Here is a 22,159-nt window from a genome sequence, read left to right as displayed (position 1 = left end):
ATGATGCCGAGAATGCCGTACACCATCGTGTAACCCAACGCGATGATGGCGTACACACTGCCGAGCACCAGCCCGTTGAGGATCTGCTGGACGAAAATATCCATTTAAAGCTCCTTGGCCCATGCTGCCGGAGGACGTTGCGCCCCGCGGGTAAGCGAGGAATCGCGCCTTCTCGGCGACACTGCGGGTACTAGTCGATACCGGTAAGGGTGGATCGCCCCGGCGCGCGCCGCCCGGCCTGTACGGCCGGACCTGCCGCCGGAACGGATACAGAAACGACACCGCACTGTTCCGGTGCCATCATGAGTCCCGTCGCTAAATCGTCACGACATCGAGGACGGTGTACTTGGCCTCCTTGAAGTCGTAGGGCAGCGTGCCGCAACGGCCGGTGTCCGGTTGCCCGAACGCCATGCCTTTTTCCGTCCGGGCCGGGGCGAACCCCGTGTCCGGGCAGATCAGGTTCCGCGCCGCGTCGCCCGCGGGCTCGACCACCTTGACGGCGCACATGCCGATGTCGCCAAGGGTTTGCGCTCCGATGCCGGACGCCGTCGCCTGCGGTGCAAGCGGGCCGTCCGCCGCCGCCCGCGCGGCGCCCGAACCGGCATCGCGAAGGTGGCGCCCGACTTTCGTCAGGACTGCGTCGGAATCCGTGAAACGAAGCAGACCGCCCGCCGCGACGCGATGGGTCGCGGCGACACGCTGTTTCGTCGAATCGAAATGAAAGGGAATCAGTGACATCTGCACGTCGCCTGCGTTGCCCCGAAACCCGGGCGCCCGCCGTGCGGCGCGCCCTGCTGCTGCCGCATCATGGCCGGCGGCTCGTTGTCGGGCAATCAGCTTGCCCGTCGCCCGGTCGATGGCAGCGCCGCCGGCGCGTGCTGCCCGCCGTGCCGAATGCATGCCGATCTTCGGGCCCTGCGCGTTGAATTCCTCGATCGCCAAACGTGCCCCGTTGTCCTTGTCACTGTCCGATTGCGCAATGCGGCACACCGACCGCGCCGCACGACCGGGTCCGGCAGCGCGCACGTCGCTGGCCGCCGGTACTGCGGGTGCCGCAGTCTCCCTGCCCGCCTCGTCGTCGCTCTTTTTGCTACAGCCGGCAAGCATTGCAACCGGTGCGGCGACGGACATGGCGTCAGCCAACTTCACATGCATCGAGTAGGTCTCCCGCGCCTTGCCAAAACCCGATTTCAAAGCCATTCCGGCCTGAAAACGGGCGCATTGTAACTCCATTTATAGGCCGCCAATAATCCTGATTCGATGGGGTTTTCCTGCATTGCAACCAATTTTGAGAAGCGGCTACGCGCAGCGATAGCAACCGGGTTGCACCATTGCTGTGAACAATGGTTGCATCTCGTTTTCGCGACGCAAAAAAAAGCGCGCCGGGAGGCGCGCTTCGGGGGTATCGCAGGTGCGATGCGGCAATCAGGCGGCGGGCGGCAGGTTGAGCCCGCGCGGCAGCGGAAACGACACGTTTTCCTCGATGCCGTCGAGGGCGCGGACATTGCGCACGCCGAGCTCGCGCAGCCGCGCGATCACGGCCTGGGCGAGCACTTCCGGCGCCGATGCGCCGGCCGTCACGCCGATGCGGCGCTTGCCCGCGACCCAGGCCGGATCGATCTGGTCGGGTGCGTCGACCATGTACGCGGCCACGCCGCGCTTCTCGGCCACTTCGCGCAGGCGGCTCGAATTCGAGCTGTTCGGGCTGCCGACGACGATCACGACGTCGCACTGCGGCGCCATGAACTTCACCGCATCCTGGCGGTTCTGCGTCGCGTAGCAGATGTCCTGCTTCTTCGGCTCGCGGATCTTCGGATACTTCGCCTTCAGCGCGCCGATAATCTCGGCCGCGTCGTCGACGGACAGCGTCGTCTGCGTGACGAGCGCGATGCGCTCGGGATCGGCGAGTGCGAGCTTCTGCACGTCCTCGACGCTTTCGACGAGATGCATGCCGCGCTCGACCTGCCCCATCGTGCCTTCGACTTCCGGGTGGCCCTTGTGGCCGATCATCACGATGTCGACGCCGTCCTGGCGCATCTTCGCCACTTCGACGTGCACCTTCGTGACGAGCGGGCAGGTTGCGTCGTAAATACGCAACCCGCGCACGTCCGCCTCGTCGCGCACGGCCTTCGACACGCCGTGCGCGCTGAAGATCACGGTGTTGCCGGCCGGCACTTCCTCGAGTTCCTCGACGAAGATCGCGCCTTTCTTCTTCAGATCCTCGACCACGTACTTGTTGTGGACGATCTCGTGACGGACGTAGATCGGCGCACCGTGCATCGCGATCGCGCGCTCGACGATCTCGATTGCGCGATCGACCCCGGCGCAGAAGCCGCGCGGCTGGGCCAGCAGGATTTCGGCATCGGCGGCGACGGTCTGCCCGGACAGCGTATCGGTGGTGCTCATGATTACAGGATTCCGATGATTTTCACTTCGAACGTGAGCGCTTGGCCCGCGAGCGGATGATTGAAGTCGAACAGCGCCGAGGTTTCGCTGACTTCCTTCAGCACCCCTGCATAGCGGCCGCCGTCCGGCGCGTTGAATTCGATCAGCTCGCCCGGCGTGAAATCGTCGCCGACCATCCCGTTCTCGCGCAGCGTCGACAGCGTCACGCGCTGGAGCATGTCGGGATTGCGGGGACCGAACCCCTGCTCGGGCGTTAGCTGAAAAGTCGAATGGTCACCGACCCTGAGCCCGAGCAGAATCTGTTCCAGCGAGGGCGCCAGTTGCCCGGCGCCGAGCAGCAGCGTGGCGGGCTTGTCGGAGAAGGTGTTGACGATATCGGCGCCGTCGGCCAGTGCCAGCCGGTAATGCAGCGTGACATGGGAACCGGGCTTCACTTCGGATAGATCGATGATGCTCATGAATGACTCGTGTTCGTCGGCGCCCGAACTGGCCGAAAGGCCCGGCGCAAAACCAATATTGTAAGTCACCTGAGCGCGCAAGGCTGAAAGTGCGACGACGTCGCGCACACGGCCGCCGCCAATGGAGTTTCGATCATGCCGTCATCCTCTCTCGCCGTCGTGCCGGCCGAATGCCGCGACACCGCCGACCCACCGGCCGCTGCGCCGGGCCGCGTCGTCCCGATCCACCTGCGCAAGCGCCGCCCGGCCGACTGGCGCCCCGAGCGGCCGCGCGAACGGCTGCTGGAGCGCGGGCCCGCCGCGCTGACCGACGACGAGCTGATCGCGCTGCTGCTCGGCACGGGCAAGCCCGGGCATGATGTGTTCGTCACCGCCCGCGCGCTGGTCAGGCAGTTCGGCACGTTGCGCGGCCTGCTCGAGGCGACCTCCGGCGACTTCGAGATGCACCCCGGCATCGGTCCCGCGCGCTCCGCACGGCTCGTCGCGGTCACCGAGATCGCGCGGCGCATGCTGGAGGAGAAGGCGCACGCGCGCCTGCAGATCGATTCGCCCGGCGCCGTCGAGGATTGCCTGCGGCTGAAGATCGGCTCGCGCCCGCACGAAGTATTCATTGCGGTGTACCTCGACGCCCGCAACGGCCTGATCGACATGGAGGAAATCACGCGCGGCTCGCTGACGCGCATGGCCGTCTATCCGCGCGAGGTCGTGCGCCGCGCGCTGCAGCAGAACGCCGCAGCGCTGATCGTCGCGCACAATCATCCGTCGGGCGCGGTCCAGCCGAGCGCGGAGGACCGCCGCCTGACGCGGGTGCTGAAAGACGCGCTCGAACTCGTCGACGTGCGGCTGCTCGATCACGTCGTCGTCGGCACCAGCGATACATTTTCGTTCGCGCGCGCCGGTTGGCTGTAGACTGTGGCCCGGCGACCCGCCCCACGGGCGCCGCAACGACGATGCGAAATTGGGTTTGATTTTTCTGAACTTTTTCTGCTAGAATCGTCGTCTGTCTTTTTTCCAACCAGTTCTAGCCATCGAAGGGCCTTGTCTTTACAGGCTTCGGCGTTCTGAGTGCAGCCATGGATCACGTGGCAGTACGATGGAACCTTCATCGGCGATCGAACCCCGAATTTAGCGTATTAGGAGTGCTCTCATGGCACGCGTATGCCAAGTAACTGGGAAAGCGCCGATGAGCGGCAACAACGTTTCCCACGCCAACAACAAGACGAAGCGCCGCTTCCTGCCGAACCTGCAAAACCGCCGGTTCTGGGTGGAGAGCGAAAACCGCTGGGTGCGCCTGCGCGTCTCGAACGCCGGCCTGCGCCTGATCGACAAGAACGGCATCGATTCCGTGCTCGCTGACCTGCGCGCACGCGGCGAAGCCTAAGCCCAAGGAGCACAATCATGGCAAAAGGCGCACGCGACAAGATCAAGCTTGAGTCGACCGCTGGTACGGGTCACTTCTACACGACCACGAAGAACAAGCGCAACATGCCGGAAAAGATGGCGATCAAGAAGTTCGATCCCGTCGTCCGCAAGCATGTGGAATACAAAGAAACCAAGATCAAGTAATCTCCGGTTTCTGCCAGCCTGACGGCGACCGAAAAGCCCCGCACATGCGGGGCTTTTTGTTTTGCGCGGTTTCGCGCGCACGCTCGGGCCCGACGCGGTATGCTCTCCCCTTTCCGCGGCCAAGGTCGACGGAACGCACAAGATCTAAAGCGTAACGATGGAGATGCAGCATGAAATTCGACGTGGCGATCGTCGGCAGCGGCCTGGCAGGGCTGTCGGTCGCACTCAACCTGGCCAGCACGCGACGTGTCGCGCTGATCGCGAAACGTTCGATGATGGAGGGGGCAAGCGATAACGCGCAAGGCGGCATCGCGGCCGTCCTCGATTCGGCGGACAGCATCGAGAACCACGTCGACGACACGCTGGTCGCCGGCGGCGGGCTGTGCGACGAAGGCGCGACGCGCTACATCGTCGAGCATGGCCGCGAAGCGATCGAATGGCTGATCTCCCAGGGCGTGCCGTTCACGAAGGACGATGCGGCCGAACTTGGTTTCCACCTGACGCGCGAAGGCGGCCACAGCCACCGCCGAATCATCCACGCGGCCGACGCGACCGGCCATGCGGTGCTCGCGACGCTGTCCGACCGCGCACGCCAGCATCCGAACATCACGTTCTTCGAAAACCACCATGCGATCGACCTGATCACGTCGGACCGGCTCGGGCTGCCCGGGCGCCGCTGTCACGGGCTGTATGCGCTCGACGTCGACAACGACCGCACGATCACGATCGAGGCGCCGCACACGGTGCTCGCGACCGGCGGCGCCGGCAAGGTCTACCTGTACACGACGAACCCCGACACCGCGACCGGCGACGGCATCGCGATGGCGTGGCGCGCGGGCTGCCGCGTGTCGAACATGGAATTCATCCAGTTCCACCCGACCTGCCTGTTCCATCCGTATGCGAAGTCGTTCCTGATTTCGGAGGCCGTGCGCGGCGAAGGCGGCCTGCTCAAGCTACCGGACGGCACGCGCTTCATGCCCGCACACGATCCGCGCGCGGAACTCGCGCCGCGCGACATCGTCGCGCGCGCGATCGACTTCGAGATCAAGAAGCGCGGGATCGACTGCGTGTATCTCGACATCAGCCACCAGCCGGAAGCGTTCCTGCGCGAGCACTTCCCGACGATCCATGCGCGCTGCCTCGAATTCGGCATCGACATCGCGAAGCAGCCGATTCCGGTCGTGCCGGCCGCGCACTACACGTGCGGCGGCGTCGTCACCGATCTCGCGGGGCGCACCGATCTCGCGGGCCTGTATGCGGTCGGCGAGACGTCGTACACGGGGCTGCACGGCGCGAACCGGCTCGCGAGCAATTCGCTGCTCGAATGCCTCGTGATCGGCCGCGCGGCGGCCGAGGCGATCGAAGCGGCCGGCTTCGACGCTGCAACGCCGGCCAAGCTGCCCGCATGGGACGAAAGCCGCGTGTCGGATGCGGACGAGGAAGTCGTCGTCGCGCACAACTGGGACGAACTGCGCCGGCTGATGTGGAACTATGTCGGCATCGTGCGCACCGACAAGCGTCTCGAGCGCGCGAAGCACCGCTTGTCGCTGCTGCGCGACGAGATCCACGAGTACTACGCGAACTTCCGCGTGACGCGCGACCTGCTCGAGCTGCGCAATCTCGTCGACGTCGCGACGCTGATCGTGAAGAGCGCGTACTCGCGCCGGGAAAGCCGTGGGCTGCACTACAGCCGCGACTGGCCGCACACGCTGCCGAAGGCGCTGCCGAGCGTGCTCACGCCCCGCTCGCGCCGCTGACCGGTACGCCCTTCCCGGCTGCCGCCGCACAAAAAAAGCCGCTGGCGTCATGCGCGCCAGCGGCTTTTTTCGTCAGACGGTATGTCGCGCGGTCAGTCGACGATCCGCATCGAGTAGTCGGTCGCGCGCACGTCCTTCGTCAGCGCGCCGATCGAGATACGGTCGACGCCCGTCTCCGCGAACGTGCGCACCGTATCGAAATTGACGCCGCCCGACACTTCGAGCACGGCCTTGCCGGACGCGATGCGCACTGCCTCGCGCATCATGTCGAGCGTGAAGTTGTCGAGCAGCACCGACTGCGCGCCATGCGCGAGCGCCGTGTCGAGCTGCGCGAGCGTCTCGACTTCGACTTGCACCGGCACGCCCGATTCGAGCGCGAACGCCGCATCGAGCGCTTCGCCGACACCGCCGGCAGCCGCGATATGGTTTTCCTTGATCAGGATGCCGTCGTACAGCGCCAGACGCTGGTTCTCGCCGCCGCCGACCCGCACCGCGTACTTCTGCGCGAGCCGCAGGCCCGGCAGCGTCTTGCGCGTATCGAGGATCTTCGTGCGCGTGCCTTCGACGCGATCGACGTAACGACGCGTCGCGCTCGCGACGCCCGACAGCAGCTGCAGGAAGTTCAGTCCGTTGCGCTCGGCCGTCAACAGCGCGCGCGCCGGCCCTTCGAGTTCGCAGACGGTCGAATCCGGCGCCATCCGGTCGCCTTCGCGATAGCGCCACTGCACGACGATCGACGGATCGATTCGCGCGATGACGGCCTCGAACCACGGCACGCCGCACAACACGGCTTCCTCGCGCACGATGATGCGCGCACGGCGCCGCTCGCCGGCCGGCACGAGCCGCCCGGTCTGGTCGCCGGTGCCGACGTCTTCGGCGATCGCATCGGCGACGTTGCGCGCGATCGCTTCGTCGAACGCCGCGCCGTATTGTGCGCGGACGGCTTCGAACAGCGGAGAGACTGCGCCGGTCATGCAGCCCCCACGTTCGCGAACAGTTGCTGATCGCGCTGCAGATCGCCGCTCGCTTGCACGCGCTTCTTGTGCGCCGCGGCGAAATCGAGCATCCGGTCGATCGGCAGACGCGCGCGCGCGCCGATCGCCGGATCGACGAAGATCTCGTTGTGACCGCGCTCGAGCACGTCGGCGAGGTTCGCGAGGCCGTTCATCGCCATCCACGGGCAATGCGCGCAGCTCTTGCAGGTCGCGCTGTTGCCGGCCGTGGGCGCGGCGATGAAGGTCTTGCCGGGCGCCGCGAGCTGCATCTTGTGCAGGATGCCGAGGTCGGTCGCGACGATGAAGTGCGTCGCGTCGAGCTTCACGGCGGCATCGATCAGCTGCGTCGTCGAGCCGACGACGTCCGCCTGCGCGACGACGTTTTCCGGCGACTCCGGATGCACGAGCACCTTCGCGTCCGGATATTCGGCACGCAGCAGGTCGAGCTCAATGCCCTTGAATTCGTCGTGGACGAGGCACGAACCCTGCCACAGCAGCATGTCCGCGCCGGTTTTCTTCTGGATGTAGCTGCCGAGATGGCGATCCGGTGCCCAGATGATCTTCTCGCCCCGCGCGTGCAGGTCCGCGACGATTTCGAGGCCGATCGACGACGTGACCATCCAGTCCGCGCGGGCCTTCACGGCGGCGCTGGTGTTCGCGTAGACGACGACGGTGCGGTCGGGATGCGCATCGCAGAACGCGGAGAATTCGTCGACCGGGCAACCAAGATCGAGCGAGCAGGTCGCGTCGAGATCGGGCATCAGTACGCGTTTGCCGGGGCTCAGGATCTTCGCGGTTTCGCCCATGAAGCGTACGCCGGCGACGACGAGCGTCTGCGCGTCGTGGTCGCGGCCGAAACGGGCCATTTCGAGCGAATCGGCGACGCAGCCGCCGGTTTCGTCCGCCAGTTCCTGCAGCTCGGCATCCACGTAGTAGTGAGCGACGAGCACGGCCTTTTCACGTGCGAGCAGCGCCTTGATGCGCGCCTTCAGTGCGGCGCGTTCTTCGGCAGACGGCGCCTCGGGCACTTTGGCCCACGCCTGGCCTACCCCACAGACGGTTCCCGCCGAGACCGGCCGGTCGTACTCGACGGGTTTGATCGTCGATTGCATCTCCATATCTCCTGTCGACCCGAGTTAGCGCTTTAGCGCTTACTCGGGTCCCATGCTTCGCGGTCGACCCGAGTTAGCGCTTTAGCGCTTACTCGGGTCCCATGCTTCGCGGTCGGCCAGAGTTAGCGCTTTAGCGCTTACTCGGCCCCATGCTTCGCGGTCGGCCCGAGTTGGCACTTTAGCGCTTTTGCTCCAGCGCCATCCCTGCGCTCGCTCCGGGGCGCCACGTCAGCGCTGCCCCGAGCCTCATACGAATTCCGGCGCTTCCGGTCGCCCTTCGAAAACCGGCCGCCCAAATGAAAAAACCCCGCCAACGCGGGGTTTGTGACGTCCTGAGATTCTAATCGATTTCGAATCAGGCGTAGCGACGCAGGCGCGTCGCGAATTCCTGCAGCGCCTTGATGCCGCTTTGTTCCGCGCGATGGCACCAATCCTGCAATTGCGCGAGCAGCTGTTCGCGCGAAGCGGTCGAGCGATCCCAGATCGCGGCCAGATCCTGGCGCAGCTGGAAGTACGTGTGCAGCTTCTGGCTGTTCGCGAAGATCTCCGGCAGCAGCTTCTTCTGCGGTTCGTCGAGGCCGTCGGCGTCCTTGTGGAACCACTTGCGCGCGCCGCGCATCAGCTGGTACTTCTCGCTCGAACCGAGTTCCTTCAGGTGCGCGAGCTCCTGGCGATAGGCACGCTTCACGGCCTTGCCGTAGCGCGCCATCACTTCGTAGCGGTTCGACAGCACGGCCTGCAGCGTTTCCTGGTCGAGCACCGTCTTCGGCTTGTTCAGGCGCGGCGTCGGTGCAACCTTCTTCACCTTCGCGAGACCGAATGCCGACATGATGCGGATGTACATCCAGCCGATGTCGAACTCGTACCACTTGTTCGACAGCTTCGCCGACGTCGCGAACGTGTGGTGGTTGTTGTGCAGCTCTTCGCCGCCGATCACGATGCCCCACGGGAACAGGTTCGTGCTCGCATCGGCCGAGTTGAAGTTGCGGTAGCCCCAGAAATGGCCGAAGCCGTTCACGACACCCGCGGCCCAGAACGGAATCCAGACCATCTGCACGGCCCACACGGTCAGGCCGAGCACGCCGAACAGCGCGACGTCGATCACCATCATCAGGCTCACGCCAAGGATCGGGTACTTCGAGTACACGTTGCGCTCGATCCAGTCATTCGGCGTGCCGTGGCTGAACTTGCGCATCGTTTCTTCGTTCTTCGCTTCCGCGCGATACAGCTCGGCGCCTTCGAGGAACACCTTCCAGATGCCGCGCGTCTGCGGGCTGTGCGGATCTTCCTCGGTTTCGCACTTCGCGTGGTGCTTGCGATGGATCGCGGCCCACTGGCCCGTCAGCATGCCGGTCGTCATCCACAGCCAGGCGCGGAAGAAGTGACTCGCGATCGGGTGCAGCTCCAGCGCGCGGTGCGCCTGGCAGCGATGCAGGTAGACCGTCACGCCGATGATCGTGACGTGCGTGACGGCAAGCGCGAACAGCGCGACCTGCCACCACGAAAAGCGCAGGAGCCCGTGGGAAAGAAAATCGAGCAGGGAATTCAACAAGGCAGTTACCTGTGGTGAGAGCGATGCCGGCGCAGGCCGACGTCATAAAAATGAAAGCATACCGCGTGTAGACCGGAATTTTACTTCAACCGTTCCAAGTCTTTGTAAAAAATGAATATTCTCTTGTCTTGACGCAACGCAAACAGTCCATCGGCGGACCGGGAAAGGCGCGCGATCCGGTTCTGGCCGCGGGCCCGCCCGATTCGCGCCGTCGGCCGCATCTACGCGGCCGACGCCCGCCCGTCCACCGATCGGCCATCGGCCACGGGCATGCCCTCGGCGATCACGCCGGTCGCTGCGAACCCCTCCGGCAAACCGACCACGCGCACTTCGCGCTGCGGGAACGGAATCGAGATCCCGTGCTCGCCGAACAGCCGCCAGATGTTGCGGTTCACCGACGAACGCACGCCCGACGTGCCCTTCGCCGCATCCTCGATCCAGAAGCCGAGCTCCAGGTCGATCCCGTCCGCGCCGAAGCCGACCAGATACGGCGTCGGCGCCGGCTCAGCGAGCACGCGCGGCACGCCCTTCGCGGCTTCCGCGAGCACCGCGAGCGCCTGCTCGACGTCGCTGGTATAAGCAATCTGCACGGCGACCTTCGCGTAGCCGCGCGTCAGGTACGACGACTGGTTCTGCACGACGTCGGTGATCAGCTTCTCGTTCGGGATCAGCGTCTCGTTGCCGTCGAGGCCGCGCACGACCGTATAGCGCGTGCGGATCTGCGTGACGACGCCCTGGAGCCCGCCGACGCTGATCGCGTCGCCGAGCCGCAGCGAACGGTCGAGCAGGATGATGAAGCCCGACACGTAGTTGCTGGCGATCTTCTGCAGCCCGAAGCCGAGGCCGACACCGACCGCGCCGCCGAACACGCCGAGCACCGTCACGTCGATGCCGACGAGCGACAGCCCGATCAGGATCGCCGCGAACACGAGCAGCGCGCGGCCGATCCGCGACATCACGACCTTCAGGTTCGCGTCGAGCGTGGTGGCGCGCGCGAGGCGCTCCTCGAGCACCGAGCCGAGCCACATCGCGACCATCAGCGTCACGCACACCCATAGCGCGCCGGAGATCACCGACAGCAGCGTGAGGTGCGCATTCGCGACGCGGAACTGCACGCTGTCGAGCCACGCGATCACGTCGCGTTGGATCCCGAGCACCGTCAGCACCATCGCCGCCCACACGATCACCGACACGATCTTCTCGACGATCGACAGCCACGCATGCGTGTGGCCGTCGCGGGCGAACACGCGCCGCGCGAAGAAGAACAGCACGTAGATCAGCCCGATGCCGAACAGCGGCACGAGCGCGAGCGACAGCAGCGACGTCGACATGAACGGGTCGAACCCGAGCTGCGCGGCCAGCACGAACAACCCGCCGAACAGCGGGAACAGCGCGCGCTTCAGGCTCTGCGCCCCGGCGCCCGGCATCCGGCCGGTGGCGCGCCGGCGCGCGTCGATGCGGCCGTGCACGACGCGCGCGGCCACCCATGCGAAACACAGCGCGCCGACGAGGATCGCCGCCTGCCAGATCATCACCGGCTGGTTGAAGTCGCGGATCACCGACGCGAGCCGGTGCGACAGCAGGCGGTTCTGCAGATTCTCCATCGTCCGTGCGCCCCGCCGTTACTGCGCGGCGCGCCGTTCCAGCACCGCGGCGAAGAAGCCGTCGGTCGCATGGCGGTGCGGCCACAGCGACAGGTAGTCGCCGGTCTCGAGTTCGATGCGCTGGTCGGCCAGCACCTTCTGTGCGGGCACCAGCACGAAGTCCGGATGGTCGGCGAGGAACTGCTCGACGATCGCCTCGTTTTCCGCGTCGAGCACGCTGCAGGTCGCGTACACGAGCCGGCCGCCCTTCTTCACGAGACGCGCGGCGCTCGCGAGGATCGACGCCTGCTTCGGCGTGAGTTCCTCGATCGACGTCCGCGTCTGGCGCCACTTGAGGTCGGGGTTGCGGCGCAGCGTGCCGAGGCCGCTGCACGGCGCATCGACCAGCACGCGGTCGATCTTGCCCGCGAGCCGCTTGATCTTCGCGTCGTGCTCGCTGTCGATCAGCACCGGGTTCACGTTCGACAGCCCGCTGCGCGCGAGGCGCGGCTTCAGCTTCGTGAGGCGCTTTTCCGACACGTCGAACGCATAAAGGCGCCCGGTCGAGCGCATCATCGCGCCGAGCGCGAGCGTCTTGCCGCCGGCGCCCGCGCAGAAATCGACGACCATCTCGCCGCGGCGCGGCGCGACCAGCGAGCACAGCAGCTGGCTGCCTTCGTCCTGCACCTCGATCTGGCCTTCCTCGAACAGCTTCAGACGCGTGAGCGCCGGCTTGCCGACGACGCGCACGCCTTGCGGCGCGAACGGCGTCTCGCCCGCGTCGATGCCGTTCGCGCGCAGCGCGTCGATCACCTGGTCGCGCGTCGCCTTCTGCGCGTTGGCGCGCAGGTCGAGCGGCGCCGGGTAGTTCAGCGCGGCGGCGAGCTGCGCGAGTTCCTCCGCGTCGAAACGGGCGGACAGCGCCTGGTAGATCCAGTCGGGCAGGTTGGTGCGCACGCGCACCGGCAGGCTCGCCGGATCGATCTTCGACACGTGCTCGAGCCACGCGGCCTCGGTGTCCGACACGAACGGCTTCAGCGCATTGCGGCCGAGCGTCTGCATCAGGCCGAGCAGCGTCAGGCGCCGCGCGGGGCTGCCCGTGCCGCTCTCGGCGAGGTGCGAGAACTCCATCTTGCGGCGCAGCACCGCGAACACCGCCTCGGCGATCACGCCGCGCTCGGCGTGGCCGAGCTTCGGGTGCGCACGGAAGAACCGGCTCGTCGTCGCGTCGGCGGGGCCGGTGAACTTCAGCACCTCGGCCAGCAAGGTCTCGGTCTGGCCAATCAGGAATCCGTGCAGCTTCATACGCCCTCGCTCGTTTCGGTATGCGGTTGATCCGCGAAAATCCAGCGCGCCTCTTCCGGCGCGACCACTGCCCTGCCGTTCTCGAGGCGCAGGCGCCCCTCGACGAACCAGCGGACCGCACGCGGATACAGCACGTGCTCGACCGTCAGCACGCGCTGCGCGAGCGCGGCCGCGTCGTCGCCCGCGCGCACGGGCACCGCGCCCTGCGCGACGATCGCACCGCTGTCGAGTTCGGGAATCACGAAATGCACGCTCGCGCCATGCAGCGCGACGCCGGCATCCAGCGCCTGCTGGTGCGTGTGGATGCCCTTGAAGCTCGGCAGCAGCGACGGGTGGATGTTCAGCAGCCGGCCTTCATATCGTCTGACGAAATCGGGCGTAAGGATGCGCATGAAGCCGGCAAGCACGACGAGATCGGGCGCGAAGCGGTCGATCTCGGCGGCGAGCGCCGCGTCGAAGCTGTCGCGGCCGTCGAACGAACGATGGTCGACCACCGCGGTCGCCACCCCGTGCGACGCGGCAAAAGCCAGGCCGGCCGCGTCGGGCCGGTTGGCGATCACGGCGGCGACCTCGGCCGGCCAGCGTTCCTGCGCGCACGCGCGGACGATGGCCTCCATGTTGCTGCCGCGACCGGAAATCAGGATCACGAGTTTTTTCATCCGCGAATTTTACCATTCGCCCCCGCGTTTCCCCCCTTCTCGGCCGCCGGGCCGCCCGAACGTTTATAATCTTCTGCTTTGCGGCATCCCACCGCCCATTCCCCGACGCTGCATCCGCTATCGTGAAAGTCTTCCGCGGCCTGCCCAACGCCGAGAGCCGCGCGCCGTGCGCGCTGACGATCGGCAACTTCGACGGTGTCCATCGCGGCCACCAGGCCCTGCTCGCGCGCGTGCGCGCGGCAGCGGACGCGCGCGGCCTGCCCGTGTGCGTGATGACCTTCGAGCCGCACCCGCGGGAATTCTTCAACCCGGCCGGCGCGCCGCCGCGCATCGCGATGCTGCGCGACAAGCTGGAAGCGCTGCGCGAGCACGGGGTCGACCGCGTCGTCGTCGAGCACTTCAACCATACGTTCGCAAGCCAGTCGCCGCAGGCGTTCGTCGAGCGCACGCTGGTGAACGGGCTGCACACGCGCTGGATGATGGTCGGCGACGATTTCTGCTACGGCGCGAAGCGCGCGGGCACCTTCGACACGCTGAAGGCGGCCGGCGAGCAGTACGGCTTCGAGGTCGAGCAGATGGGCACGGTCGCCGGCAGCGACGGCACGCGCATCTCCAGCTCGGGTGTGCGCGCCGCGCTCGCGGCGGGCGATCTCGACGCGGCCGCGCAGGCACTCGGCCACGGTTACGCGATCAGCGGCCACGTCGCGCACGGGCTGAAGCTCGGCCGCGACCTCGGCTTCCCGACCCTGAACCTGCCGATCGCGCACAAGCGGCCGGCGCTCGCGGGCATCTTCGTCGTGCAGGTGCACGGCCTGGGCCCCGCCCCGCTGCCGGGCGTCGCGAGCCTCGGGCTGCGCCCGACCGTCGACGATTCCGGCCGCGTGCTGCTCGAAGTCCACCTGCTCGACTGGCACGGCGACGCGTACGGCAAACTCATCCGCGTCGAATTCCTGAAGAAGCTGCGCGACGAGGCGAAGTTCGACGATCTCGAGGCGCTGTCGCGCGCGATCGCGCTGGACGTCGCGAATGCACGTGCGTACTTCGTCGAGCGCGACCGCGCGCCGGGCAGCCGCACGACCGGCTTCTCGACCTCGGCGACCGACCGAATTAGCTGATCCGGCCGGCGGCGCCCCGCGCCGCACCCTCGCGCCGCCGACCCGCGCGCATCCCCGATTCACGACGCACGAGCGTCCCCCGATTTAGATAGCGATCCCATCATGAGCAACAAGAAAGCCGATTCGAAACCGCAGGCCAAGTATCCGGTCAACCTGCTCGACACGCCGTTCCCGATGCGCGGCGACCTGCCCAAGCGCGAGCCGCAGTGGGTCAAGGAATGGGAAGAGCGCGGCATCTACGAGAAGATCCGCGCGGCCAGCCAGGGCCGGCCGAAGTTCATCCTGCACGACGGCCCCCCGTATGCGAACGGCGACATCCACCTCGGTCACGCGGTCAACAAGATCCTGAAGGACATCGTCGTCAAGTCGCGCAACATGGCCGGCTTCGACGCGCCGTACGTGCCGGGCTGGGATTGCCACGGGATGCCGATCGAGATCCAGATCGAGAAGCAGTTCGGCAAGTCGCTGCCGGCGGCCGAAGTGATGAGCAAGGCGCGCGCGTACGCGACCGAGCAGATCGAGAAGCAGAAGGTCGGCTTCAAGCGTCTCGGCGTGCTCGGCGACTGGGCGAACCCGTACAAGACGATGAACTTCGTCAACGAGGCGGAAGAAATCCGCGCGCTCGGCAAGATCATCGAGAAGGGCTACGTGTATCGCGGGCTGAAGCCGGTGAACTGGTGCTTCGACTGCGGCTCGGCACTCGCCGAGGCGGAAGTCGAGTACAAGGATCGCACCGACCCGACGATCGACGTGATGTTCGCGTTCGCGGAACCGGAAAAGACCGCGCAGGCGTTCGGCCTGCCGGCACTGCCGCGCGCCGAGGGCGGCATCGTGATCTGGACCACCACGCCGTGGACGATCCCCGCGAACCAGGCGCTGAACCTCCATCCGGAAATCGTCTACGCGCTGGTCGACACCGAGCGCGGGCTGCTGATCATCGCGGAAGAGCGTGTCGAAGCCTGCATGACCGACTTCAAGCTGACCGGCCGCGTCGTCGCGACCGCGCCGGGCGTGAAGCTCGCCAACCTGCGCTTTCACCACCCGCTCGCATCGGCCCACCCCGGCTACAAGCGCACCGCGCCCGTCTACCTCGGCGACTACGTGACGACCGACACCGGTACCGGCGTCGTGCACTCGTCGCCCGCCTACGGCATCGAGGACTTCCAGTCGTGCAAGGCGCACGGGATGACCGACTCGGACATCATCAACCCGGTGATGGGCGACGGCCGCTACATCGAATCGCTGCCGCTGTTCGGCGGCCTGTCGATCTGGGACGCGAACCCGAAGGTCGTCGACGCGCTGCGCGAGGCCGGCTCGCTGCTGCGCAGCGAGCACTACAAGCACAGCTACATGCACTGCTGGCGTCACAAGACGGCGATCATCTACCGTGCGACGTCGCAGTGGTTCGCCGGCATGGACGTGACGCCGCGCGACGGCGGCAAGACGCTGCGCGAAACCGCGCTCGAAGGGATCGACGCCACCGCGTTCTACCCGTCGTGGGGCAAGCAGCGCCTGTTCAGCATGATCGCGAACCGTCCCGACTGGACGCTGTCGCGCCAGCGCCAATGGGGCGTGCCGATGGCGTTCTTCGTGCACAAGGAAACCGGCGAGCTGCATCCGCGCACGCTCGAACTGCTCGAGGAAGTCGCGAAGCGTGTCGAGCAGTCGGGCATCGAGGCGTGGCAGACGCTCGATCCGCGCGAGCTGATCGGCGACGACGCGAACCTGTACGAAAAGAACCGCGACACGCTCGACGTGTGGTTCGACTCGGGCACGACGCACTGGCACGTGCTGCGCGGCTCGCACAAGGATCAGCTGCAGTTCCCGGCCGACCTGTACCTCGAAGGCTCGGACCAGCACCGCGGCTGGTTCCACTCGTCGCTCTTGACCGCATCGATGATCGACGGCCGCGCGCCGTACAAGGGCCTGCTCACGCACGGCTTCACGGTCGACGGCGAAGGCCGCAAGATGAGCAAGTCGCTCGGCAACGGCATCGACCCGCATGAAGTCGCGAACCGTCTCGGCGCGGAAATCATCCGGCTGTGGATCGCGTCGACCGACTACTCGGGCGAACTCGCGATCTCCGAGGAAATCCTGAAGCGCGTGACCGAAGGCTATCGCCGCATCCGCAACACGCTGCGCTTCCTGCTCGCGAACCTGTCGGACTTCGACTTCGCGCAGCACGCGGTGCCGGTCGACGAATGGCTCGAGATCGACCGCTACGCGGTCGCGTTCTCCGCGCAACTGCAGACGGAACTGCTCGGCCACTACGAGAAGTACGAATTCCACCCGGTCGTCGCGAAGCTGCAGACGTACTGCTCGGAAGACCTCGGCGGCTTCTACCTCGACGTGCTGAAGGACCGCCTGTACACGAGCGCGGCCGATTCGCGCGCACGCCGCTCCGCGCAGACCGCGCTGTACCACCTCACGCACGGGCTGCTGCGCGTGCTCGCGCCGTTCCTGTCGTTCACCGCGGAAGAAGCGTGGAAGGTGTTCCAGCCGGCCAGCGACACCGTGTTCACGGAAACCTACTACGCGTATCCGGAAGTCGCCGGCGCGGCCGCGCTGATCGAGAAGTGGGCGCTGCTGCGCGACGTGCGCGGCAACGTGACGAAGGCGCTCGAGGAAGCCCGCACCGCGAACCGCATCGGCTCGTCGCTGCAGGCCGAAGTGGCCGTGCATGCGAGCGGCGCGCGCTACGACGCGCTGACGAGCCTCGGCGACGACCTGAAGTTCGTGCTGATCACGTCGGCGGCAACGGTCGTGAAGGTCGACGACGAAGCGCAGGAAAGCGTCGACGTGGCCGCGTCCAAATACCAGAAGTGCGAACGCTGCTGGCACTACCGCGAGGACGTCGGCGCGCACGCCGATCATCCGACGCTGTGCGGCCGCTGCTTCTCGAACCTGTTTGAAAACGGCGAAATCCGGAGCGCTGCGTAAATATGGCGAAAACCCTGTCGAAACCGGCCAGCGGCGCGCTCGCGCCCTGGCTCGGCATTTCGCTGATCGTGATCCTGTTCGACCAGCTGTCGAAGATCGCGATCCTGAAAACGTTCGCGTACGGCGCGCAGCATGCGCTGACGTCGTTCTTCAACCTCGTGCTGGTGTACAACCGCGGCGCCGCGTTCGGCTTCCTGTCGACCGCGAGCGGCTGGCAGCGCTGGGCGTTCACCGCGCTCGGCGTCGGCGCGACGCTCGTGATCTGCTTCCTGCTGAAGCGCCACGGCCAGCAGCGGCTGTTCAGCGTGTCGCTCGCGCTGATCCTCGGCGGCGCGCTCGGCAACGTGATCGACCGGTTGATCTACGGCCACGTGATCGACTTTCTCGATTTCCACCTCGGCGACTGGCACTTCCCGGCGTTCAACCTCGCCGATTCCGCGATCACGATCGGCGCGGTGCTGTTGATCTACGACGAACTGCGTCGCGTGCGCGGCTCGCGCTGAGCGCGCATACTCGGTGGCCACGGCCGGCTTCGCGCCGGCCGTTCCGTTTGACCCTTGGAGGCCTGAGTTGGCACACGCAGAACTCGCAGGAAAACACCTCGTTCTCGGCCTGACGGGCGGCATCGCCTGCTACAAGATCGCCGAGCTCACCCGGCTGCTGACGAAGGCAGGCGCGACCGTGCAGGTCGCGATGACCGAAGCCGCCACGCAGTTCATCACGCCCGTCACGATGCAGGCGCTGTCCGGCCGGCCCGTCTACATGAGCCAGTGGGACGCGCGCATCGGCAACAACATGGCGCACATCGACCTGTCGCGCGAAGCCGACGCGATCGTGATCGCGCCCGCGTCGACGGACTTCCTCGCGAAGCTCGCGCACGGGTTCGCGGACGACCTGCTGTCGACGCTGTGCGTCGCGCGCGACTGTCCGCTGCTCGTCGTGCCCGCGATGAACCGCCAGATGTGGCAGAACCCGGCCACGCAACGCAATGCCGCGCAACTGCGCGCCGACGGCGTGTCGGTGCTCGGCCCCGATTCGGGCGCGCAGGCGTGCGGCGAAGTCGGCGACGGCCGCATGCTCGAGCCGGAGGCGATCTATGAGGCGATCGTCTCGCACTTCGCGCCGAAGGTGCTCGCGCACCGCCGCGTGCTGATCACGGCCGGCCCGACGTTCGAGCCGCTCGATCCGGTGCGCGGCCTCACGAACCGCTCGAGCGGCAAGATGGGCTTCGCGCTCGCGCGCGCCGCGCAGCAGGCCGGCGCCGACGTGCATCTCGTCGCGGGGCCGGTCGCGCTCGACACGCCGTGGGGCGTGTACCGCCAGGACGTGCAGACCGCGCAGCAGATGTACGACGCGGTGATGCAGGCGGTAGCCGACGCCGACATCTTCATCGCGGTGGCCGCGGTCGCCGACTGGCGCGTCGATCAGCCGGCCGAGCACAAGATGAAGAAGACGGCCGACCGCAAGATGCCGGCGCTCGCGTTCGTCGAGAATCCGGACATCCTCGCGTCGGTCGCGGCGCTACCCGATCCGCCGTATTGCGTCGGCTTCGCGGCCGAAAGCGGCGACCTCGACGTGCACGGCGACGAGAAGCGCAAGCGCAAGAACGTGCCGCTCCTGGTCGGCAACCTCGGCCCGCTGACGTTCGGCCGCGACGACAACGAAGTCGTGCTGTTCGAGGCAGCCGGCCTCACGCGCCTGCCGCGCGCGCCGAAGGACGAACTCGCGCACGTGCTCGTCGCGGAAATCGCGAAGCGCCTGCCGGACAACCGCCTGATCTGATTACCCGCGCGGCGGCCCGCGCCGCCGCGCCCTTCCCGACCGATTCGACGACCGCATGAAACTCGACCTGAAGATTCTCGACGCGCGCATGCGCGACTACCTGCCCGCCTACGCGACCACCGGCAGCGCGGGCCTCGACCTGCGCGCGTGTCTCGACGCGCCCGTCACGCTGCAGCCGGGCGAAACGACGCTGGTTCCGACGGGCCTCGCGATCCATCTCGAAGACCCCGGCTACGCAGCGCTGATCCTGCCGCGCTCGGGCCTCGGCCACAAGCACGGGATCGTGCTCGGCAACCTCGTCGGCCTAATCGATTCCGACTACCAGGGCCAGCTGATGGTGTCGACGTGGAACCGCGGCCAGACCGAGTTTGTGCTGAACCCGTTCGAGCGGCTCGCGCAACTCGTGATCGTGCCGGTCGTGCAGGCGCAGTTCAACATCGTCGACGACTTCGCGCAAAGCGATCGCGGCGAAGGCGGCTTCGGCAGCACCGGCCGTCACTGAACGGCGCAACGCAAAAAGGGGCCTCGCGGCCCCTTTCCTTTTTCCGATTCGGTGCGACTGCGCTCACCGCTCGGCCGTCTGCGCGATCCGCGCGGGTACGAGTTCGCGGCGCCGCGCCTGCGCGATGCTCGCGTAGATCACCAGCGCGACCAGCACGCCGAGCAGCACCGCCGACGAGCCGACCGTGCCGAGCGCGAGTCCCCCCTTGGCGACCGGTTTCGTCAGCAGGTCGCCGACCGTCGCCCCGAACGGACGCGTGAGCACGAACGCCGCCCAGAACAGCAGCACGCCGGAAATGCGCGTGAAGTAGTGCGCGAGCACGATCGCCGCGAGCAGCCCGCCGATCAGCAGCGCGCCGCCGCCAAAGCCGAGGCCCGAGCTGTCCGCGAGGAAATCGCCGAGCGCGGTGCCGAGCGTGTTCGAGAACAGGATCGCGATCCAGTACAGCAGCTCGACCTTGCGCGTGCGGATCAGGTCGACCGACAGCGATTCGCCGCTCAGGCGCCACACCGTGAAGATCGCCAGCAGGATCGCGACGAGAATCGACGAGCCGGCCGCATAGCCGAGGCCGAGCGTGCGGTCCATGAAGTCTGACATCGTCGTGCCCGCCGTGCTCGTCGCGACGATCACGGCCCAGTAGATCGCCGGGCGATATTGCGTCGTCCTGAGCTGCGCGCCGAGCGTGACGAGAAAGAAACCGAACAGCAGGATCGAGCTCACCGCATAGCCGACGTTCAGCGTCATCGAGAGCAGGTCGCCGCCGGTTTCGCCGAGCGTCGTCGCGCAGATCTTCATGATCCAGAACGCGAGCGTGATTTCGGGAAGTTTGTTCATTCGAACCCCTTTTACAGATGGCGCCGGGCTGGCGTGCGCCGGCCCGGATCGCGGACAGGTTCGAATGTAATCGCCGCCGGCTTAACGGAACCTTAGCGCGGCGGGCGTTGCGATGCCGCGCGGGCCGCAGCCCCGCGGCGGGAACGCACGCGTCAGCGCGCGTGCTGGTGCCGATAGTGCAGCGCGTACGCGAGCGTCAGCAGCACGACGAACACGACGCCGACCACCATCGTCATCCGGAATTCGCGCGTGAACGCGGTCGTCAGCAGGATCGCGCCGACGAGCCCGGCACCGAGCAGGCTGCCGAACGGGTGTCCCCACATCCGGAACGCGAGCGCCGGGCCGCGGTACCGCGCGCGAAAGCGCAGATGCGTGACGAAGATCATCATCCACGTGAACAGCGCGCCGAACATCGCGATCGCCATCATCACGGTAAACGCGGTGTCGGGCGACAGCGCGACCAGCACGGCCGCGACCGCGACGCCGCTGGTCGAGATCCACAGCGCCGCGCGCGGCACGCCGTTGCTGCCGAGCCGGCCGAACACCGCCGGCGCGAGCCGCGCGCGCGACAGGCTGAACATCATCCGCGTCGTCACGTAGAGCTGGCTGTTCATCGCCGACAGCGCCGCGATCAGCAGCACGAAGTTGATCACGCCGGCCGCATACGGCACGTGCGTCGCGGCCATCACCTTCACGAACGGGCTTTCGTCGGTGCCGGCCTGGGTCCAGGGCACGATCGCGAGCATCAGCGACAGCGTCAGCAGGTAGAACAGCACGAGCCGGAACACCGTCGAGCGGAACGCACGCGTGACCGCGTGCTGCGGATCGCGCGCCTCGCCGGCCGCGATCGCGACCGCCTCGATGCTCATGTAGCTGAAGATCGCGACGATCACCGCGACCCAGGTGCCCCACGGCCCTTTCGGCATGAAGCCGCCATGCGCGGTGTAGTTCGCGAAGCCGATGCCGGAAGCCGCCGGCGCCGACCACACGAGATACGCGCCGAGCACGATGAACACGACGATCGCCGCGATCTTCAGCAGCGAGAATGCGTATTCGACCGAGCCGTACAGCGTGACGCTCGCCAGGTTCACCGCGATCAGCAGCGCGGAGAAGCCGATCACCCAATACCAGCCGGGCACGGCCGGAAACCAGTACTTCATGAAGACGGCGATCGCGCTGATCTCGGTGCCGATCGCGAACACTACCGCGAACCAGTATGCATAGCGCACGAGAAAGCCCGCGAGCGGGCCGACGTAGTGCTCGGCATACGCGCCGAACGAACCGGCCGTCGGATGCGCGACCGTCATTTCCGCGAGCGCGCCCATCAGCAGCAGCGCGATCAGCGCGCCGATCGCGTACGAAACCAGCACGCTCGGGCCGGCGAGCCCGATCGCGAACCCGCTGCCGAGGAACAGCCCCGTGCCGATCGCGCCGCCGATCGCGATCATCGCCATCTGCCCGGACGTCAGCGCATGGCGCAAGCCTTGTTCGCGCGCGACGATGTTGTCGAACGATCGTTGTTGTTGTGTCACTGCGTTACCACTCCCCTGCACCGCCATCGCGCCACCGGCGCCAGATAAAACGAAACGGCGC

The 22,159-nt window shown here is 66.8% G+C and carries 20 protein-coding genes and 1 pseudogene; 9 read left to right on the top strand and 12 right to left on the bottom strand.

Going from position 1 to position 22,159, the window contains the following annotated elements; translation table 11 throughout:
* From DIE17_RS06515 to DIE17_RS06500, 4 genes and pseudogenes are all read right to left on the bottom strand, one after another.
* A pseudogene (locus DIE17_RS06515) lies at window positions 1–104 on the bottom strand (branched-chain amino acid ABC transporter permease); the annotation flags it as partial.
* A gap of 211 nt (window positions 105–315) precedes the next feature.
* On the bottom strand, window positions 316–1,155 hold the full coding sequence (locus DIE17_RS06510) for a branched-chain amino acid ABC transporter (RefSeq protein WP_124523877.1): 840 nt from the start codon (window positions 1,153–1,155) through the stop codon (window positions 316–318).
* A gap of 270 nt (window positions 1,156–1,425) precedes the next feature.
* A complete protein-coding gene (ispH, locus tag DIE17_RS06505) occupies window positions 1,426–2,406 on the bottom strand; it encodes a 4-hydroxy-3-methylbut-2-enyl diphosphate reductase (protein ID WP_044845600.1) in 981 nt (326 codons plus the stop codon).
* Between the two features lie 2 nt (window positions 2,407–2,408).
* Window positions 2,409–2,864 carry a peptidylprolyl isomerase gene (locus DIE17_RS06500; protein ID WP_044845599.1) on the bottom strand — a complete coding sequence of 152 codons (456 nt, stop codon included), beginning with the start codon at window positions 2,862–2,864 and terminating at the stop codon, window positions 2,409–2,411.
* A 135-nt stretch (window positions 2,865–2,999) separates the two neighbouring features.
* Between DIE17_RS06500 and radC the strand changes: the two genes are divergently transcribed.
* The 4 genes from radC (at window position 3,000) to nadB (ending at window position 6,187) form a co-directional block, all read left to right on the top strand.
* Complete coding sequence (radC, locus tag DIE17_RS06495) at window positions 3,000–3,773, top strand: RadC family protein (RefSeq protein WP_124486995.1); 774 nt, start codon at window positions 3,000–3,002, stop codon at window positions 3,771–3,773.
* 238 nt (window positions 3,774–4,011) lie between these two features.
* Window positions 4,012–4,245, top strand: coding sequence for a 50S ribosomal protein L28 (gene rpmB / locus DIE17_RS06490; RefSeq protein ID WP_004186391.1), 234 nt, complete (start codon window positions 4,012–4,014; stop codon window positions 4,243–4,245).
* Window positions 4,246–4,262: 17 nt separating this feature from the next.
* Entirely contained in the window at window positions 4,263–4,430 is a 168-nt protein-coding gene (rpmG, locus tag DIE17_RS06485; protein ID WP_006478046.1) for a 50S ribosomal protein L33, read from the top strand.
* Between the two features lie 170 nt (window positions 4,431–4,600).
* A complete protein-coding gene (nadB, locus tag DIE17_RS06480; protein ID WP_044845597.1) occupies window positions 4,601–6,187 on the top strand; it encodes an L-aspartate oxidase in 1,587 nt (528 codons plus the stop codon).
* 92 nt (window positions 6,188–6,279) lie between these two features.
* Here nadB and nadC read toward each other — a convergent pair whose 3' ends face one another.
* The 6 genes from nadC to purN form a co-directional block, all read right to left on the bottom strand.
* Complete coding sequence (gene nadC, locus DIE17_RS06475; RefSeq protein WP_124523875.1) at window positions 6,280–7,161, bottom strand: carboxylating nicotinate-nucleotide diphosphorylase; 882 nt, start codon at window positions 7,159–7,161, stop codon at window positions 6,280–6,282.
* Window positions 7,158–8,294 carry a quinolinate synthase NadA gene (gene nadA / locus DIE17_RS06470; RefSeq protein ID WP_044845643.1) on the bottom strand — a complete coding sequence of 379 codons (1,137 nt, stop codon included), beginning with the start codon at window positions 8,292–8,294 and terminating at the stop codon, window positions 7,158–7,160. Before nadA ends, nadC begins: the two co-directional genes overlap by 4 nt.
* A gap of 355 nt (window positions 8,295–8,649) precedes the next feature.
* Entirely contained in the window at window positions 8,650–9,846 is a 1,197-nt protein-coding gene (locus tag DIE17_RS06465) for an acyl-CoA desaturase (RefSeq protein ID WP_124523871.1), read from the bottom strand.
* A 221-nt stretch (window positions 9,847–10,067) separates the two neighbouring features.
* Complete coding sequence (locus DIE17_RS06460; RefSeq protein ID WP_124523869.1) at window positions 10,068–11,450, bottom strand: mechanosensitive ion channel family protein; 1,383 nt, start codon at window positions 11,448–11,450, stop codon at window positions 10,068–10,070.
* 18 nt (window positions 11,451–11,468) lie between these two features.
* Window positions 11,469–12,734 carry an RsmB/NOP family class I SAM-dependent RNA methyltransferase gene (locus DIE17_RS06455; RefSeq protein WP_044845593.1) on the bottom strand — a complete coding sequence of 422 codons (1,266 nt, stop codon included), beginning with the start codon at window positions 12,732–12,734 and terminating at the stop codon, window positions 11,469–11,471.
* The gene (purN, locus tag DIE17_RS06450; protein ID WP_124486992.1) at window positions 12,731–13,393 is read right to left on the bottom strand and encodes a phosphoribosylglycinamide formyltransferase; all 663 of its coding nucleotides are present in this window, start codon (window positions 13,391–13,393) and stop codon (window positions 12,731–12,733) included. The genes DIE17_RS06455 and purN overlap by 4 nt, the downstream gene beginning before the upstream one ends.
* A gap of 122 nt (window positions 13,394–13,515) precedes the next feature.
* Between purN and DIE17_RS06445 the strand changes: the two genes are divergently transcribed.
* The 5 genes from DIE17_RS06445 (at window position 13,516) to dut (ending at window position 19,732) form a co-directional block, all read left to right on the top strand.
* Entirely contained in the window at window positions 13,516–14,508 is a 993-nt protein-coding gene (locus DIE17_RS06445; protein ID WP_044845591.1) for a bifunctional riboflavin kinase/FAD synthetase, read from the top strand.
* A gap of 102 nt (window positions 14,509–14,610) precedes the next feature.
* On the top strand, window positions 14,611–17,448 hold the full coding sequence (ileS, locus tag DIE17_RS06440) for an isoleucine--tRNA ligase (protein WP_124523867.1): 2,838 nt from the start codon (window positions 14,611–14,613) through the stop codon (window positions 17,446–17,448).
* A 2-nt stretch (window positions 17,449–17,450) separates the two neighbouring features.
* A complete protein-coding gene (gene lspA, locus DIE17_RS06435; RefSeq protein ID WP_124523865.1) occupies window positions 17,451–17,951 on the top strand; it encodes a signal peptidase II in 501 nt (166 codons plus the stop codon).
* Between the two features lie 67 nt (window positions 17,952–18,018).
* Window positions 18,019–19,230, top strand: coding sequence for a bifunctional phosphopantothenoylcysteine decarboxylase/phosphopantothenate--cysteine ligase CoaBC (gene coaBC / locus DIE17_RS06430; protein WP_124486990.1), 1,212 nt, complete (start codon window positions 18,019–18,021; stop codon window positions 19,228–19,230).
* 55 nt (window positions 19,231–19,285) lie between these two features.
* Entirely contained in the window at window positions 19,286–19,732 is a 447-nt protein-coding gene (gene dut, locus DIE17_RS06425) for a dUTP diphosphatase (protein ID WP_124486989.1), read from the top strand.
* Between the two features lie 63 nt (window positions 19,733–19,795).
* Here dut and DIE17_RS06420 read toward each other — a convergent pair whose 3' ends face one another.
* Window positions 19,796–20,566, bottom strand: coding sequence for a membrane protein (locus tag DIE17_RS06420; RefSeq protein ID WP_044845586.1), 771 nt, complete (start codon window positions 20,564–20,566; stop codon window positions 19,796–19,798).
* A gap of 152 nt (window positions 20,567–20,718) precedes the next feature.
* On the bottom strand, window positions 20,719–22,098 hold the full coding sequence (locus DIE17_RS06415) for an amino acid permease (protein WP_124486988.1): 1,380 nt from the start codon (window positions 22,096–22,098) through the stop codon (window positions 20,719–20,721).
* Window positions 22,099–22,159: the final 61 nt, after the last annotated feature.

This window comes from Burkholderia sp. Bp9099 (genome assembly GCF_003857805.1).
Taxonomy (GTDB): domain Bacteria; phylum Pseudomonadota; class Gammaproteobacteria; order Burkholderiales; family Burkholderiaceae; genus Burkholderia.
This window is presented reverse-complemented; position numbering and strand designations above follow the sequence as displayed.

Excerpts from the sequence above, each read along its gene's own strand:
- radC (WP_124486995.1), top strand. The coding sequence starts at position 3,000 with ATGCCGTCATCCTCTCTCGCCGTCGTGCCGGCCGAATGCCGCGACACC.
- ileS (WP_124523867.1), top strand. The coding sequence starts at position 14,611 with ATGAGCAACAAGAAAGCCGATTCGAAACCGCAGGCCAAGTATCCGGTC.
- DIE17_RS06455 (WP_044845593.1), bottom strand. The coding sequence starts at position 12,734 with ATGAAGCTGCACGGATTCCTGATTGGCCAGACCGAGACCTTGCTGGCC.
- lspA (WP_124523865.1), top strand. The coding sequence starts at position 17,451 with ATGGCGAAAACCCTGTCGAAACCGGCCAGCGGCGCGCTCGCGCCCTGG.
- rpmG (WP_006478046.1), top strand. The coding sequence starts at position 4,263 with ATGGCAAAAGGCGCACGCGACAAGATCAAGCTTGAGTCGACCGCTGGT.
- dut (WP_124486989.1), top strand. The coding sequence starts at position 19,286 with ATGAAACTCGACCTGAAGATTCTCGACGCGCGCATGCGCGACTACCTG.
- rpmB (WP_004186391.1), top strand. The coding sequence starts at position 4,012 with ATGGCACGCGTATGCCAAGTAACTGGGAAAGCGCCGATGAGCGGCAAC.
- DIE17_RS06500 (WP_044845599.1), bottom strand. The coding sequence starts at position 2,864 with ATGAGCATCATCGATCTATCCGAAGTGAAGCCCGGTTCCCATGTCACG.
- DIE17_RS06510 (WP_124523877.1), bottom strand. The coding sequence starts at position 1,155 with ATGCATGTGAAGTTGGCTGACGCCATGTCCGTCGCCGCACCGGTTGCA.
- nadB (WP_044845597.1), top strand. The coding sequence starts at position 4,601 with ATGAAATTCGACGTGGCGATCGTCGGCAGCGGCCTGGCAGGGCTGTCG.
- DIE17_RS06420 (WP_044845586.1), bottom strand. The coding sequence starts at position 20,566 with ATGAACAAACTTCCCGAAATCACGCTCGCGTTCTGGATCATGAAGATC.
- purN (WP_124486992.1), bottom strand. The coding sequence starts at position 13,393 with ATGAAAAAACTCGTGATCCTGATTTCCGGTCGCGGCAGCAACATGGAG.
- DIE17_RS06460 (WP_124523869.1), bottom strand. The coding sequence starts at position 11,450 with ATGGAGAATCTGCAGAACCGCCTGCTGTCGCACCGGCTCGCGTCGGTG.
- ispH (WP_044845600.1), bottom strand. The coding sequence starts at position 2,406 with ATGAGCACCACCGATACGCTGTCCGGGCAGACCGTCGCCGCCGATGCC.
- nadA (WP_044845643.1), bottom strand. The coding sequence starts at position 8,294 with ATGCAATCGACGATCAAACCCGTCGAGTACGACCGGCCGGTCTCGGCG.
- nadC (WP_124523875.1), bottom strand. The coding sequence starts at position 7,161 with ATGACCGGCGCAGTCTCTCCGCTGTTCGAAGCCGTCCGCGCACAATAC.